Origin of the sequence: Tautonia plasticadhaerens, assembly GCF_007752535.1 — a bacterium.
Taxonomy (GTDB): Bacteria; Planctomycetota; Planctomycetia; order Isosphaerales; family Isosphaeraceae; genus Tautonia; species Tautonia plasticadhaerens.
Window position 1 is genome coordinate 4,326,114 of record NZ_CP036426.1, and the last position, 15,981, is coordinate 4,342,094.

At 68.0% G+C, this 15,981-nt stretch carries 12 protein-coding genes and 1 pseudogene; 12 read left to right on the top strand and 1 reads right to left on the bottom strand.

The features are described 5' to 3' along the window. Positions 1-8: 8 nt before the first annotated feature. Positions 9-1,222 (bottom strand): ISAzo13 family transposase gene (locus tag ElP_RS41235; RefSeq protein ID WP_390834704.1). Its coding sequence is split into 2 segments (ribosomal slippage): positions 9-745 and positions 745-1,222, totalling 1,215 coding nucleotides; the frame shifts between segments, so codons are not numbered across the junction. A gap of 52 nt (positions 1,223-1,274) precedes the next feature. On the opposite strand from ElP_RS41235, the gene ElP_RS17455 reads away from it, so the two are divergent. The 12 genes and pseudogenes from ElP_RS17455 to drmC all read left to right on the top strand — a co-directional run bounded on the left by ElP_RS17455 (position 1,275) and on the right by drmC (position 15,761). Continuing rightward, complete coding sequence (locus tag ElP_RS17455; protein ID WP_145271411.1) at positions 1,275-4,226, top strand: Eco57I restriction-modification methylase domain-containing protein; 2,952 nt, start codon at positions 1,275-1,277, stop codon at positions 4,224-4,226. Between the two features lie 73 nt (positions 4,227-4,299). Then, positions 4,300-5,432 (top strand): IS630 family transposase gene (locus ElP_RS17460; protein WP_231749285.1). Its coding sequence is split into 2 segments (ribosomal slippage): positions 4,300-4,738 and positions 4,738-5,432, totalling 1,134 coding nucleotides; the frame shifts between segments, so codons are not numbered across the junction. Between the two features lie 320 nt (positions 5,433-5,752). Continuing rightward, complete coding sequence (locus ElP_RS39740) at positions 5,753-6,001, top strand: hypothetical protein (protein ID WP_231749893.1); 249 nt, start codon at positions 5,753-5,755, stop codon at positions 5,999-6,001. Next, positions 5,998-6,936 carry an ISAzo13 family transposase gene (locus tag ElP_RS17465; RefSeq protein ID WP_231749837.1) on the top strand — a complete coding sequence of 313 codons (939 nt, stop codon included), beginning with the start codon at positions 5,998-6,000 and terminating at the stop codon, positions 6,934-6,936. Before ElP_RS39740 ends, ElP_RS17465 begins: the two co-directional genes overlap by 4 nt. 68 nt (positions 6,937-7,004) lie before the next feature. Continuing rightward, positions 7,005-7,208, top strand: a pseudogene (locus ElP_RS41240) (type IIL restriction-modification enzyme MmeI); the annotation flags it as partial. A 78-nt stretch (positions 7,209-7,286) separates the two neighbouring features. Then, a complete protein-coding gene (locus ElP_RS17470; protein ID WP_145271413.1) occupies positions 7,287-7,655 on the top strand; it encodes a hypothetical protein in 369 nt (122 codons plus the stop codon). A gap of 34 nt (positions 7,656-7,689) precedes the next feature. Then, positions 7,690-8,007 carry a hypothetical protein gene (locus tag ElP_RS17475; protein WP_145271415.1) on the top strand — a complete coding sequence of 106 codons (318 nt, stop codon included), beginning with the start codon at positions 7,690-7,692 and terminating at the stop codon, positions 8,005-8,007. 6 nt (positions 8,008-8,013) lie between these two features. Further along, a complete protein-coding gene (locus tag ElP_RS17480) occupies positions 8,014-8,436 on the top strand; it encodes a type II toxin-antitoxin system VapC family toxin (RefSeq protein ID WP_145271416.1) in 423 nt (140 codons plus the stop codon). 988 nt (positions 8,437-9,424) lie between these two features. After that, positions 9,425-12,319: a DISARM system helicase DrmA gene (drmA, locus tag ElP_RS17485; protein ID WP_145271418.1), complete on the top strand. Its 2,895-nt coding sequence runs from the start codon at positions 9,425-9,427 to the stop codon at positions 12,317-12,319. Positions 12,320-12,373: 54 nt separating this feature from the next. Continuing rightward, the gene (locus ElP_RS17490) at positions 12,374-12,958 is read left to right on the top strand and encodes a helicase-related protein (protein WP_145271421.1); all 585 of its coding nucleotides are present in this window, start codon (positions 12,374-12,376) and stop codon (positions 12,956-12,958) included. A 131-nt stretch (positions 12,959-13,089) separates the two neighbouring features. Next, positions 13,090-14,967: a DUF1998 domain-containing protein gene (gene drmB, locus ElP_RS17495; protein WP_197446142.1), complete on the top strand. Its 1,878-nt coding sequence runs from the start codon at positions 13,090-13,092 to the stop codon at positions 14,965-14,967. A 2-nt stretch (positions 14,968-14,969) separates the two neighbouring features. Continuing rightward, complete coding sequence (gene drmC, locus ElP_RS17500) at positions 14,970-15,761, top strand: DISARM system phospholipase D-like protein DrmC (protein ID WP_145271423.1); 792 nt, start codon at positions 14,970-14,972, stop codon at positions 15,759-15,761. Positions 15,762-15,981 lie beyond the last annotated feature (220 nt).

The window sequence follows — 15,981 nt, forward strand, 5'->3', positions numbered from 1 at the left end:
GAAAGAAGCTACGTCTTCCGTGGCCTGCCTCGCTTACGAGGGATCTTCACGAACCACTTCTCAAGCGACGGCAGGCGGATCACCTCGGCCTCCAACGCCTCCATCTCCTCGGGCTTCAGCCTGACCCCCTTGGCGTAGGTCGTCTCCACCAGGCTGACCACCGGGTGCTTCCGCTTCCAGGTCATCGATCGGGCGAATCCCAACACCGCCTCCACCGAGTCCAGCAGCGACCCGTTCCAGTGCATCTCCAGCACGCCCCAGCACCGCTCGATCGGGTTGTACTTGCTGTGGTACGGCGGGTAGTACGCCAACTGCACCACCAGGCGATACTTGCGGGCGAAGGCCACGATCCGCTTGAGGAACTGGCTCCGCCGGCTGTGGTTCTCCGGGCCGTTGTCCAGGTTGATCACCAGCGTCTTGACCCGCAGGAACCGCAGGCGGACGCCCTCCCACCATTGCTCCAGGCGATCGGCGATGAAGTCGCTGGTGACCTTCGACCGGGCCATGTACAGCCACAGGTCGTCGTGCTCGGGCAGGAAGATGCCGAAGGGGGTCAGCGTCGCCACGGGCTTGAAGTCGTGATCCGCCGCCTTCGTGCCGGTCCGGCTCCGGCCCCGCCGTGAGAAGGGGCCGACATGCACCGTCGCCTTGGCGTCGATCGAGAGCCGCAGGGTGCCCCTGGCCCGATCCGCCTCGGGGTTGACCGCCTTCAGTTGATCGAAGATGGCATCGGTCTGCGGGACTCTTTTTGGGGGCGGCACTTGGCCACCCTGGAGAGGCGATAGCCCAGCAGGTTCAGCTTGGTGTTGATGGTCTGCTGGGTGGGCAACTCCTCGTCGGTGTAGCCCTTCGTGGCGATCAACTGGCGTCGGACCTCGGCGGCACTGATCCGGGTGAAGAGCCCCTTGGTCTGGAACTTGGGGTCGGCCTGGCTCTGCCCGTCGGCGATGCTGCGGATGTCATCGAGGAGTCGGGGCAAGTGCTCCTCGGCGGGCTTGCGACGGCGGGCCGAGAAGGCGTCCACGCAGGTCATGCCCGAGCGGAGTTCGTGCGTGCCCTTGCGGATGGTCTCCCGGCACCAGCCGAGATGCTCCTGGGCCCAGCGTTGTCCACCCCGCCCCATCGCTGCGACGGTCTTGGCCATGAAGACTCGCTTCGGACTGCCCTTGAGGGCCTTGGCGGCATCGATGAGGACGGGGATCATCTCGGGGCTGGGCCGCATCTGCGTATCTCCTTGATCTCCTGGTGCGAAGGTCTCAGGATACGGAAGAGTTTTGTCCTTTCAATCCCCCTACCCGCTCCGGCAGAAGCTAGGACGGGTCGTCGAGGGGCGGTCCTGGGCGGCATCGCCGGACACCCGGATGATGCAACTGCTGCACGACACGGGCGTCCGGCTGGGCCTGGTCACCAACGGCGACCAGTGGATGCTCGTCGATGCCCCCCGGGGCGAGACGACCGGCTACGCCTCCTGGTACGCCCCGCTCTGGCTGGAGGAGCCGAAGACCCTCCAGGCGTTCCGGACCCTGCTGGGCGTCCACCGGTTCTTCGGCGTGCCGGAGGAGGAGACGCTCGAACGGCTGCTGGCCCAGAGCGCCGAGGACCAGCAGGAGGTCACCGACCAGCTTGGCTATCAGGTGCGGCGGGCGGTCGAGGTGCTCGTCTCCTCGCTCGACAAGGCCAACCGGGACCACGGCGGGGCCCTGCTGAAGGGCGTGCCCGAGGCGGTCCTGTACGAGGCCGCCCTGACGGTGATGATGAGACTCGTGTTCCTGTTCTGTGCCGAGGAGAGGGAGCTTCTCCTGCTGGGCGACGACCTCTACGACAAGAACTACGCCGTCTCCACCCTGCGGGAGCAGTTGCGGGCGGCGGCCAACGACTTCGGCGAGGATGTCCTCCAGCGCCGCAACGATGCCTGGTGCCGCCTGCTGACGACCACCCGGGCCGTCTACGCCGGGGTGCGGCACGAGCGGATCAAGCTGCCGGCTTACAAGGGCAAGCTGTTCGACCCGGACCGGTTCCCGTTCCTGGAAGGGCGCCCGCCGGGGACGAGTTGGACGGGCACGCCCGGCCATCCCCTCCCGGTAGACAACCGCACGGTGCTGCACCTGCTCGAAGCGCTCCAGGTGCTCCAGGTCAAGCTGCCGGGCGGGGGCCCGGCCACGCCCCGCAAGCTGAGCTTCCGGGCCTTGCAGATCACGCAGATCGGCCACGTCTACGAGGGCCTGCTCGACCACACGGCGGTCCGGGCCGACGAGCCGGTCCTGGGCCTGAGCGGGTCCCGGAACGCCGAGCCTGAAGTGCCGCTGGCCGAGTTGGAGTCCCGGGCGGCGAAGGGCGAGGACGAGCTACTGAAGTTCGCCAAGGACGAGACGGGGCGCTCGTCGGTGGCGACGGTGAAGCGGCTGCTGGCCTCGGAGCCGGACGATCAGGTCCTCGGCCGGTTCCGCACCGCCTGCCAGGGGGACGAGGCGCTCTGGGGGCGGGTCCGGCCGTTCGCCGGCCTGGTGCGGCTGGACACGTTCGACTACCCGCTCGTCCTGCTGCCCGGCAGCGTCTACGTCACGGCGGGGACCGACCGCCGGTCCAGCGGGACGCACTACAGGCCCGAGAGCCTGACCGAGCCGATCGTCCGGTACACGCTGGAGCCCCTGGTCTACGACGGCCCGGCCGAGGGGAAACCTCAGGAAGAGTGGCGGCTGAGGTCGGCGGCCCAACTGCTGGACCTGAAGATTTGCGACATGGCCTGCGGCAGCGGGGCCTTCCTGGTCCAGGTCTGCATCGACCTGTCCCTGCGGCTGCTGGAGGCGTGGGAGGAGGCCGAGCGTCGGGCCGGGGGCACGCCCCGGATCACCCCGTTCGGCGAGGTCTCCGAGGGTCAGCCCGACGAGCAACTGATCCCGCTCGACCGCCAGGAGCGGCTGCTCTACGCCCGACGACTCGTGGCCGAGCGGTGCCTCTACGGGGTAGACAGGAACCCGCTGGCCGTGGAGATGGCGAAGCTGTCGCTCTGGCTGCTGACGCTGGCCAAGGACAAGCCGTTCACGTTCCTCGACCACGCCATCCGGTGCGGCGACTCGCTGGTGGGCCTCAGCAGCATCGACCAGTTGCTCCGGTTCTCGATGACCGAGGGGGCAAAGGTCCGTCCGCTGATGGAGCAGCAGCGGCAGCAGATCGAGAGGCGGCTGGACGCCGTGCGGCTGCTCCGCAAGCAGATCGAGACGCTGCCCTCGAACACGCCGCAGGAAATCGAGCGGAAGGCGGCGATGCTGGCCAACGTCGAGGACCAGACGAAGCGGCTGACCTACGCCGCCGACCTGCTCCTGGCGGCGACCTGGGAGGCGAGGAACGCCGGGGAGTTGGAGTCGGCCCTGAACGGGATGCTGGCCGAGGTCGAGTACAAGTTCAAGGACCTGCCGGCCGAGCAACTGGAAGCGGAGGCGAAGAAGCGGCTTCGCAAGGCGGGGATCGAGGGCCGGTTCCACTGGGCGCTGGAGTTCCCCGAGGTCTTCATGGACCGGGCGGGGTTCGACGCCTTCGTCTGCAACCCGCCGTTCATGGGCGGCACACTAATATCGGGCCGTCTGGGAAAATCCTATTTGGGATACTTGAGTTCTTATGTGTCGGGAGATAGCAAAGCAGGCGGCAGAGCCGACCTTTGTTCGTATTTCTTTCTACGCGCAAGAGACATCCTCAACGAATCTGGCGGATTGGGATTCATAGCTACGAACACGGTTTCAGAGGGTGATACCAGGGAAGTTGGATTGGATAAGATATTAGAATCCGGCTGCTCTATCATTCGGGCTAACACGGGTTGCAAGTGGCCAGGTACAGCAAGCCTTGAGGTCACACTACTTTGGATTCGCAATGGTCAATGGATTGGCCAGCGAATTCTCGATGGTCATACTGTGGGTTCCATATCTTCCCTTTTGTCAGAGGGAGGGCAACTTGACGCTCCGCCGAGAAAATTGTCCGAACACAAGGGCACTGCCTGTGAAGGATCAAAACCATTGGGTATGGGTTTCATTATTTCACCCGAAGACGCCGAGATGCTAATAGGCATCAATGCAAAAAACGCAGATGTGTTAAGGCCTTATTTAAATGGCCAAGACCTAAATTCTCATCCAAATCACGAGGCAAGCAGGTGCATCATATCATTCTTTGACTGGCCTTTGGACAGGCAAGGTGCAAGCGGAAGTTACAATGGACCAGTAGCAAGTGACTATTAGTCGGCCACCGATGACTTGAGGGCTGTGTCGGAATCGGTTCTCCTGGGGCGATAACCGCTTCAGGAGAACCGACTTGAAGAAGTACATCGTCACGCTGACGGCCGAGGAACGCCAGGACCTCCACGAGCTCATCGCGGCGGGGAAGGCCGCCGCGAAGAAGCTGGCCCACGCCCGCATCCTGCTCAAGGCCGACGCCGCCGAGGGCGGCCCCGCCTGGCCCGACGGGCGGATCGCCGAGGCCGTCGAGGTCAGCGTCGCCACCATCGAGCGGGTCCGCCAGCGGTTCGTCGAGCAGGGCCTGGAGGCGGCCTTGGTCCGCAAGAAGCAGGCCCGCCCCAGCCGAGAGCGGGCCCTGGACGGGCGGGCCGAGGCGCAGTTGATCGCCCTGGCCTGCTCCGCGCCGCCGGACGGCCGCAAGGCCTGGACGATGCGGCTGCTGGCCGACACGCTCGTCGAGCTGGAGGTCGTCCCCACGATCTCCGACGAGACGGTGCGGCGCGCTTTGAAAAAAGCGAACTGAAGCCGCACCTGAAGGAGCAGTGGTGCATCCCGCCGGAGGCGAACGCCGAGTTCGTGGCGGCGATGGAGGACGTGCTGGACGTCTACCACCGCCCCTACGACGAGAAGCGGCCGCTGGTCTGCCTCGACGAGGCGAGCAAGCAACTCCTCGGCGAGGTGATCCAGCCGATCCCGGCCGCCCCCGGCCAGCCGGGGCGGTTCGACTACGAGTCCGTCCGCAACGGGACGGCCAACCTGTCCATGATCTCCGAGCCGCTGCTGGGCTGGCGGGCGGTGAAGGTAACCGAGCGTCGGACGGCGGTGGACTTCGCCGAGGTGGTCCGCTGGCTGGTCGAGGAGGTGCACGCGGAGGCGGAGAAGGTCGTCCTGGTGATGGATAACCTGAACACGCACAAGCTGGCCTCGCTGTACGAGGCCTTCCCGCCGGAGCAGGCGAGGCGGATTGCCGAGCGATTGGAGATCCATCACACGCCGAAGCATGGCAGCTGGCTGAACATGGCGGAGATCGAGCTGTCGGTGCTGGCCCGGCAGTGCCTGGATCGACGGATCGAGTCGCCCGAGGAGCTTCGCCGCGAGGTGGAGGCGTGGGAGGAGGACCGCAACGAGCGTGGGGTCGAGGTGGAGTGGCAGTTCACCACGGCGGACGCCCGGATCAAGCTGCACCGGCTATACCCGACAACTCAATAGAGGTCGACTACTATCCTGACTGTCTCACCATCGTAGAATCGAAAGTGAAGCCCGAACGACAGCGCAAGAAACCAAATGGGCAATTCGCCCTGAGATCGCCACTGCCCGAGCGATGGTGGCAACACGCAGAGAAGCGGAGTGCGCTATATGACAGTCTAAGGGGCCATCCAGGATCAAGTTCCAGTTTTCTGGTAGGATGACATGGACTCCGACGAGACCACAGGGAAGGCGCGTCCATGCCCCAGCGTGACGTCCATCCGTGCCAGTGCCCCTCCTGTACCGGCCCCGAGCCACATCCCGATCAGGAGATCCATCGCCGGATGAACCTCCTGATGAGCCGGCTCGACGAGCAGCAACGCCGCTGGTACGCCGCCGTCGAATCCTCCAAGGTCGGCCACGGCGGCGGTCGCCTCCTGTCCCGGATCACCGGCCTGGACGTCGATACCATCCGCCGGGGCCGACGGGAACTGGCCGACTCGCTGCAGGGCCGGCCCGGCGATCGGGTCCGCTTGCCCGGTGGCGGACGGCCTGCCGTCGAAAAAAAAGCCCCGAGGTCGTCCCGGCCCTGACCGCCGTCGTCGAGCCGACGACCGGCGGCGACCCGATGGGTCCGACCGAGTTCGTCCGCCGCAGCCTCCCGGCCATCGGGGCCGACCTGGAGCGGCTCGGGCACGACCTCAGCCCCACCACCATCGCCCGGCTGCTGCGGGATCAGGACTGCTCGTTGCGGGTCAACCGAAAGCGGTTCACCGGGCCGGATCACCCCGACCGGGACCGGCAGTCCCGCAACATCGACGAGCGGATCGCCATCTTCGAGGGCCTGGGGCAGCCGATCATCGGCGTCGATAGCAAGAAGAAGGAACTGGTCGGCAACTTCAAGAACGCCGGGGCCGCCTGGCTCCGAGAGCCCGAGGAGGTCAATGTCTATGACTTCCTCAGCGATGCCGAGTGCCGGGCGACCCCCTACGGCATCTGCGACGTGCTCTCGGGCCGGGGGCACGTCTGCGTCGGCACCTCGGCGGATACGCCGGCCTTCGCCGTCGAGGCGATCGGCTCGTGGTGGGCACGCCACGGCTCGGAGCGATACCGGGGGGCCGACGAGCTGCTGATCCTGGCCGACGGCGGCGGCAGCAACGGCCATCGCCCCCGGCTCTGGAAGGCCCGGCTGCAGGAGCGGATCGCCGACCGCTACGGGCTCCACGTGACGGTCTGCCACTACCCGACCGGGGCGTCGAAGTGGAACCCGGTGGAGCATCGGCTCTTCGGGCCGGTGAGCATCAATTGGGCCGGGCAGCCGTTGCGAAGCCTGGAGGCGATGCTCGGCTGGGCCCGTGGGACGGAGGTCGGCGGGGCGGGAGTGACGGCGAGCCTGGACCGGGCGGAATATCCGACGAAGGTGAAGGTGCCCGCCGCCGTGATGGAGCGGCTGGACCGGGAGCGGCATGAGGTCTGCCCGGACTGGAACGACACCATCAGCCCACGGCAGCCGCAAGTGCTGCATTGATATGGGCCAAGAGGAACTCGGAACTTATTCTTGGATGGCTCCTAAGCAAGATCGAGCGTGCACTTGCGGTGACGAGCCATAGTAAGCATCTTGCCTTTGCGTTCATCCCAACCGACATCATCGCCAGCGAGGCAACTGTAGTAATCACTGATCCTAGGTATTCCACTTTCGCCATACTTCAATCTTCGTTACATGATGTATGGGTAAAGCGATATCAATCGAGTTTAGAGACACGGGGGCGGTATACCCCCTCGGATTGCCTGGATACTTTCCCCTTTCCAAAGCAACTGATTAATGCTCTTGATACCATAGGTGATCGCTATTATCGGCACAGGGCGAGCACACTTGATTTGAATCACGAAGGGCTTACGGATTTATACAACCGATTCCACGGTCCCAACGAATCCGCCGCCGACATCCAGACGCTCCGGGACCTCCACGTCGAGATGGACCGGGCCGTCGCCGCCGCCTACGGCTGGTCCGACTTCGACCTCGGCCACGGCTTCCACGAGACCCGGCAGGGCACCCGCTTCACCCTCAGCGAGCCGGCCCGCCGGGAAGTCCTCGCCCGCCTCCTGACGCTCAACCACGAGTGCCACGCCGAGGAGGTCGCCCGGGGCCTCCACGACACGAAGAAGGGCGGCACTCGGGCGAAGGGGGCCGGGAAGGCCAAGGGGCGGGCGAAGCAGGCCGGGGCGGGGCCGACGCTGTTCGAGTAAACTCGGGAGGGCCTCCTTGAAGCGGAGATGAACCATGAGCCGAACCGGGACCGTGATCGCCGGGACGCTGAAACCCGATGGCACGCTCGAACTGGACGAGAAGCCGAATCTGGCGCCGGGCCGGGTCCAGGTGATCGTGCAACCCCTTTCGCCGTCGGCCCCAACCGGGCGGGGGCTGGTGGAAGTCATGGACGAAATCCGGGCCAACCAGCGGGCCAGGGGTTATCAGGGACGAAGCCTGGCAGAGATGCAGGCGGAAGAGACGGCACGCCAGGAAGAGGATGCCGAGTATGAGCGGCGCTGGGACGCGTTGTGGGGCGGTCCCCCCTCGCCTCCGGCCGGGCAGGAATAGGCGACCGTGCTGACCTACCTCGACTCCTGCATCCTCATCTACTGGGTCGAAGGACCGGCCCCCTTCGACGCCCGGGCGCGGGCGCACCTCGCCACCCTCCAGGCGGCGGGGCATCGGTTCGCCATCAGCGATTTCACCCGGCTCGAATGCCTGGTCAAGCCGCTCGGCCTGGGGGACGGGGCACTCCTGCTCGACTACGAACGGATGTTCCTGGCCCCGGGCGTGACCGTCGTGCCGCTCAGCACCCCGGTCTTCGATCGTGCCGCCCACATTCGAGGCCATCATGCTTATGCGTCGTCCGGTAAGCGCTATTCGGCCCAGGATGCCCTGCACCTGGCGGCGGCCGTGCAAGCCGGCTGCACATCGTTCCTGACCAACGACAATCGGTTGGCGGGCTTCCCCGACCTCACCGTCGAGGTCCTCCCCTGAGCGTCGGGCCTCACCTCCAAGGCAGGCCCCGCGCATTTTCTCCGGTTCAGTTGCCATCCCGCCCTCCATGTCCGACGGTATCCTGGGGCATTGTCCCCTCCCCGCTCCTTGGCAATCCGACCCCGACCCATTCCCCTGCCGATCGCGCCGCGCCACTCGCCGACACCGGTGACGAAACGAACCCATTCGCCCCCCCCGCACCATCTCGACCAAACGAACCCACCTGCCGTAATGGCAGACCGGTTGTCGCGCGGGCCTGCTCGACCATGAGCGACCCGATGCCGGCGCCGAAAAAACGGAACGAACCCAATTCGCCCCCCAGGACCGAGGGGCGAGATTCCCGCAAGTCAAGAATTCGAAACGAGTTCCACGGGCAGAACGGCAACCGATTCATCAACGGTCACTGGCGCACCGCCAGGCGCCACCAGGGCGCACCTCGGCGAATCGAGCGTCCCTGCCGCTCGTCCCGACGCGATCGGTCATGCCCCTTTGGGGGGCCCGATCTCCGCCATCCGGAATCCGGAATCCGCTCCTGCGGCCCGCCTCGCCGGAGGGACCCGATCGCTTCGACCGAAAAACGGAACGAACCCAAATTGCCCCCGCCCCGGAGGGGCAATCCGCATCGGGAAACGTTTTGCCCGCAATGAGTTGTGGCATCTGGTCCCGCATCGTCCCATCAGCGGTCACTGGCGCACCGAACGGCGTCCACCGGGCGCACCGCAGCGCACCGGGAGGCCCCCGCCGCCCCACCGACTCCGGACACAGCCGCCCGGGACTCCGGACACAACGACCCGGACTCCGGACATAGGGCAGAGGTCCGGACGCAAGCGGGGGCGACTCCGGTCATTAACGCCCGGAAGCGATTCCTGTATGCTGGCATGGTATCCGAGACCCGCCAGCGGAGGACCGGCACCCGGCTCGGCCTCCGACCAGTTGCCACCCTCCCCGCCGTGAGCGGGCCGAGCTTGTGGGACGAGCCATGCCCCAGATGACGCTCAAGGAGACCGTCCCCTCGCCGCTCCAACTCCGTGAGATGCTGGAGGCGATGGCGGTCAAGGAACTCCGGGGACCCGCCGGCGGCGAGACCGAGGAGGTCTCCGAGCGCATCCGGGACCGCTACCTCGTCGGCATCCTCGCCCCCCGCCAGCGGGCCGAGGACCTGCCGCTGCCCCTGTTCGACCGGCCCGACACCCCGCCCTCCGAGGACGACGACACCCTCGAAGGCGACGTTCCCTCGGACGACAACTTGGGCATCGAGGGGGTCGGCCGGGGCAACCTGGGCGGCGACGACGGGCCCACCGAACTGTCGGCACCCCAGGGTAAGGCCATCTTCCCCTCCTCGCTCGGCCTCTCCTTCTGCGTCCCGCTCGACGTGCCCGCCCTGGAGGTCACGCCCCGCTGGGGCCACTACGACAAGGCCCCCAGCGAGTTCGAGACCAACCCCAAGACCGGCACCCCCAGGCGGGTCTGGAAGCGCCAGCCGTGCGGCGGCACTCCCCACCGCATCCCGCTGGTCGCCGGCCCGGTCGGGCCGATCATCGCCGACCAGGCATTCCCGGACGCCAAGCTCAAGGGGCTGATCCGCCGCCGCCCCGACCACTGGAGCGTCACCCTGTTCCTGGTCAACGACGGCACCGAGCCGCCGCCCCCGAACCGGGAACGCACCTGGATGTTCCAGTGCGAGTTGGCCGTCCAGTCCCCCGACGGCGCCCCCGCCTTCTTCAAGCGGCAGGGCCACATCGACCTGCCCGGCACCGACGAGTCCTACAAGCGGGAGGCCGACCTGCTGGCGATGATCTACCGCCGGCACGTCGAGTTCGCCGTCGGCCACGGGGTCGCCGTCCATGCCGAGGTCGCCCCCGACGACCCCGGCCGGGCCGTGCGGCTCGTCACCAGGGCCATCCCGAGCTACGAGATACCCCGGACTACCCCGCCGACCGTCGAGGATGCCGACCGGAACCCCGCCTTCGCCCGGCTGGAGGGCCTGGTCCTCGACATGAAGGTCCTGCACGAGACCCCGCAGGCCCAGCTACGGGCCAGGCTGGGGCCGCTGGTCGAGGCGTATCGGGACTGGATCGCCCGGGAGAAGGCCCGCATCGACGACCCGGCCGAGGGCCTGGAGCGGTTCCGATCCACGGCCCAGGCCGCCATCGAGCGCTGCGAGGCGACCCTGCGGCGGATCGAGGAGGGGCTCGACCTGCTGGCCACCGACGCCCAGGTCGCCGACGCCTTCCGGTTCATGAACCACGCCATGTGGCTCCAGCGGACCCGCTCGCTGTTCTCCGAGGGCGTCCGGCGGGGCCGGGACATCGACTACAACGACGTGGACATCCCCGGGAACCGCTCCTGGTATCCCTTCCAGTTGGCCTTCATCCTGCTCAACCTGCCCGGCCTGGCGAAGCTCGACCACCCCGACCGCAGCGAGCGCCCCGAGGCCCTGGCCGACCTGCTCTGGTTCCCCACCGGCGGCGGCAAGACCGAAGCCTACCTCGGCCTGACGGCCTTCACCCTGGGCATCCGCCGCCTCCAGGGCACCGTGGCGGGGCGCTCGGGCGAGGACGGGGTGGCCGTGCTCATGCGGTACACCCTGCGGCTCTTGACCCTCCAGCAGTTCCAGCGGGCCACGGCCCTGATCTGCGCCTGCGAGGCCATCCGCCGCCAGGCCGAGGCGAAGGGCGACCACCGCTGGGGCCGCACCCCCTTCCGCATCGGCCTCTGGGTCGGGGCCGCCTCGACCCCCAACCGCACCGCCCACAGCGAGGAGGCGCTGAAGACCGCCACCGGCAGCAGCGACAAGAAGCGGCACGGCGCGATCGGCGGCGGCGGCTCCCCCCACCAACTGACCAACTGCCCGTGGTGCGGCTCGGTGATCGACTTCTCGCCCCGCTGCTACCACATCGAGACCGCCGCCAAGGGCCGGGGCCGCACCTTCGTCTACTGCGGCGACAAGTTCGGCCAGTGCGCCTTCAGCCGCCGCCAGTCGCCCGACGAGGGCATCCCGATCCTGGTCGTGGACGAGGAAATCTACCGCAACCTGCCCTGCCTGCTGATCGCCACGGTGGACAAGTTCGCCCAGATGCCGTGGAAGGGCGAGGTCCAGATGCTTTTCGGCCAGGTGGACGGCCTCTGCGAGCGCCACGGATTCCGCTCGCCGGAGATCGACGACGCCGGCAGCCACCCCCGGACCAGGGACGGCAAGTTCGGCCCCGCCCGCACCGTCGCCGCCGGCCCCTTGCGGCCCCCGGACCTGATCATCCAGGATGAGCTTCACCTGATCAGCGGGCCGCTGGGGACGCTGGTGGGCCTGTACGAGACGGCCATCGACCGGCTCTGTTCCTGGGAGGTCGATGGCCGGGCGGTGCGGCCCAAGCTGATCGCCTCGACGGCGACGATCCGGCAGGCGAAGGATCAGGTCCACGCCCTGTTCCTGCGGGACACCAGCGTCTTCCCGCCCAGCGGCCTGGACGTGGCCGACAACTTCTTCTCCTTGCAGCGGCCCTCCACCGAGGCCACGCCGGGCCGGAAGTACATCGGCATCTGTGCCCCGGGGCGGCGGCTGAAGCTGGCCCTGATCCGGGTCTACGTCACCCTGCTGGCCGCCTCGCAGGTCGTGTATGAGCGCCACGGGGACGCCGCCGACCCGTGGATGACCCTGGTCGGCTACTTCAACAGCCTCCGGGAACTCGGCGGCATGCGGCGGCTGGTGGACGACGACGTGCGCAGCCGGCTCGGAAAGATGGCCGACCGGGGCCTGGCCAAGCGGATCGTCTACTCGCCCGACTCGGTGAAGGAACTGACCTCCCGGCTCGGCTCGGCGGCCATCCCCGAGACCCTGGACCGGCTGGAGACCCCCTTCGACCCGGCGATGGAGCGGCGCCGCTAGGAGGCGGGCAAGTCCGGCGTCCACGACCCCGACCTCAAGCCCCGGCCGCTCGACGTGCTGCTGGCCACCAACATGATCTCCGTCGGCGTCGACGTGCCCAGGCTGGGCCTGATGGTGTGCGCCGGCCAGCCCAAGACGACCTCCGAGTACATCCAGGCCACCAGCCGGGTGGGGCGGAAGTTCCCCGGCCTGGTCGTGACCGTCTACAACTGGGCCCGGCCCCGGGACATGAGCCACTACGAGACCTTCGAGCACTACCACGCCACCTTCTACCAGCACGTCGAGGCCCTCTCGGTGACGCCCTTCTCCGAGGGGGCCATGTATCGGGGCCTGGCCGCCCTGCTGGTCTCGCTGGTCCGGCTGCGGGACGGCACGTTCAACCCCAACGAGGCGGCGATGCGGATGGGCACCGAGGCGACCCATCCGCAGGTCCAGGAGGCGATCGGCTGGATCGTCGATCGGGCCAGGCGGGTCGGCAACGCCGAGGTGGCCACCAAGGTCGAGGCCGAACTGAGGCAGAAGCTCGACCACTGGCAGCGGCGTGCCCTGCGGCTCTCCGGCGGCAGCCGGCTGGGCTACGAGGCGAAGAAGGACAGCGAGACGATCGGCCTGCTGGCCCGGCCGGGGATCGAGACCTAGGACGAGTACACCTGCCTGAACTCGCTGCGGGAGGTGGATCCGACCTCGCTGCTGATCCTCGACGACCACAACCTGGACGACGAGGACGACTTCGTGCAGCCGGCCGCCCCGGCGGGCGAAGGGGGTGGCTCGTGAGCACCGCCCGAGAGCGGCCCCGGGTCGGCGAGTTGCGGCCCAGCCAGATGCTCACGACCTTCGGCGTCGGCTCGATCATCGACCTGCCGCACATCTCGGTCATGGTCATGGGCCTGGAGGACTGGCCGAACTCCGAGTACCGGGAGATCACCGAGGAGCGGCTGCTGGCCTCGGTCCGCAACGCCCTCGGGGCCCAGGTCGCCTCGCTGCGGTCCCCGCCCATCGTCCCGGACACGGACCGCACCAACCCCTTCGAGCAGCAGGCGTGCGTCGGGGTGCCGGTCGCCCCGTTCCCCCGGTGGATGGTCTGCCCCCGCTGCCGGCGTCTGGCCCCGCTCAGCAGCGGGCAGTTCGTGCTAAAGGCCGACCCCTACAGCCCCGACCGGGCGCGGTACGTCCACGAGAACTGCCGGGTGCCCGGCAAGCTGCCCACCGCCGTCCCGGCCCGCTTCGTGGTCGCCTGCAAGAACGGGCACCTGGACGACTTCCCATGGGTCCAGTTCGTCCACGGCGGGCAGACGACCTGCCCCTACAAGCTGCAACTGCTGGAGATGGGCCCCTCGGGCGAGGCGGCCGACATCTACGTCCGCTGCGAGGCGTGCCAGACCTCCCGGCCGATGTCGGATGCCTTCAAGCTGCACGACAACGACCTGCCGGCCTGCTGGGGTCGGCGGCCCCACCTGCGCGACTTCGACGACGACGGCTGCAAGGACGACCAGGGCCAGCCGATCCGGGTGCGGGCGCTGTTGCAGGGGGCCTCCAACGCCTGGTTCCCGATCATGCTCTCGGCCCTGTCGGTGCCGCAGGAATCGAACCTGCTGAAGCAACTCGTGACCGACCACTGGGCCGACCTCTACGACATCGAGGGCGAGGGGGACATCGCCAAGCTGCGGCGGCGGAACCTGCTGCGGGAGTTCGCCGAGTATTCGGACGTGGAACTCATGGCGGCGATCCGGCAGCGGCAGGCCGAGGGCGAGGCGTCGACCGGCGAGGACGTGACCGACCTGAAGACCCCCGAGTGGGAGGTCTTCATCGACCCCGACCATGCCCAGCGGACCCGGGACTTCCGGCTGCGGGCGGTGCCGGCCCCCCGGCGGTTCGCCCGCTCCTTCGAGCAGGTCGTGCTGGTCGAGCGGGTGCGGGAGGTGCGGGCGCTGATCGGGTTCACCCGGATCGAGTCGCCGGGGGACTACGAGGACCCGGCCGAGTTCCCCGAGGCCCAGCGGATGCGGATCGCCCGGGGCAGGCCGTCGTGGGTGCCGGCCAACGAGGTCCGGGGCGAGGGCCTCTTCTTCCGCTTCGCCGAGTCCGAGATCGCCTCCTGGCTGGCCCGGGAGAAGCGGCTCAACCTGGAGTTCTTCGCCTCCCACAAGCAGTGGCGAGCCGACCGGGGCTTGCAGCCGCCCGAAGACTTCTATCCCGGATTGAGGTTCGTCCTGCTGCACTCGTTCGCCCACGCCCTGATCCGGCAGTTGTCGCTGGAGTGCGGCTACACGGCGGCCTCGCTCCGGGAGCGGATTTACTCCCGTAATCCGGGCACGGACCGGCCCGAGATGGCCGGGGTGCTGATCTACACGGCGGCCCCGGACAGCGAAGGCACGCTCGGCGGTCTGGTGTCACTGGGGGAGCCGGCGGTCCTTGAGCGGCACCTGACCCAGGCGATGGACTCGATGCGGCTCTGCTCCAGCGACCCGCTGTGTGCCGAGCACCACCCGGGCAAGGAGGGGACCTCGCTGCACGGGGCCTCGTGCCACGCCTGCCTGTTCGCCCCGGAGACCTCGTGCGAGCGGGGGAACAAGTATCTCGACCGGACCGTCCTGGTGCCGACGGTGGACCGGGAAGAGTATGCGTTCTTCCGTGACCTGGACGCCTGACGATGGACCCCACCCGCCCGATCCTCGACGCCGTTGCGGGGCTCGCACTGGGCCTGCCGGTTGAGGTCGTCGAGCGGGTGGCCGGGGTCATCTCGGCGTGCGACCCGGGCGAGATTCGTCGACGGGTGGCCGATGCCGTGCCCCATGCCCACCACCGGGGCCTGGCCCTGCGGTTCGTGGACGGTTGGCTGGCCGGGTCGCCGGGCGTCTCGCCGGCCGAGGTCGCCATCGCCCTGCGGACGGCGGCCCACCTGGGGCGGCAGCGGGGGCGGGAGCCGTCGGTGGAGATGGCCTGGACCGGTCCGCACGTCGAGGCGGTCCCCTACCGCCACACGGAGCAGGCGATCCTCCAGGTGCTCGACTCGGCCCGCACCCGGCTGCTGCTGGTCAGCTACGCCGTCTACGCGATCGGCAACGTCCGGGATGCGGTCGTGCGGGCGGCCCGGCGTAGGGTCGAGATCGGGGTCGTCGTCGAGACCCCGGACCGGATCGAAGGGCACGGGACCTACGACACGCTGGGGGCGCTGGGCGCGGAGGTCGCCGGCTGCTCGATGGTCTATTGCTGGCCGATCGAGCGGCGGCTGCGGGACGACATTGGCAGGCCGGGCTCCCTGCACGTCAAGTGCGCCGTCGCCGACGGCCGCTGGCTGTTCCTGTCCTCGGCGAACCTGACCGAGTACGCCTTCACGATTAACATGGAACTCGGGCTGCTCGTCACCGGGGGAAACCTGCCCGGCCAGGTCGAGGCCCACTTCGACCGGCTGATCGAGTCGGGTATCCTGGTGAAGGCGTAGAGTCGGCCTGATGATAAGCGGAGCTTCCTGGAGTTCTCGGGAGACATCATCGAGCGGGTCGATGGGGTGTCCTACTCCGACCCGCTGACGGCGGCGATGAAGGCGCCGGGGATGACGTGAACCAGGGAATGATGCGTCTGTTCTGAACCGGGCGATCCGTTCCCGAACGTCCGTCCAGGACGGCATGAGTCCCAGGATGATCGTGGAGGAGCAAAGCAGG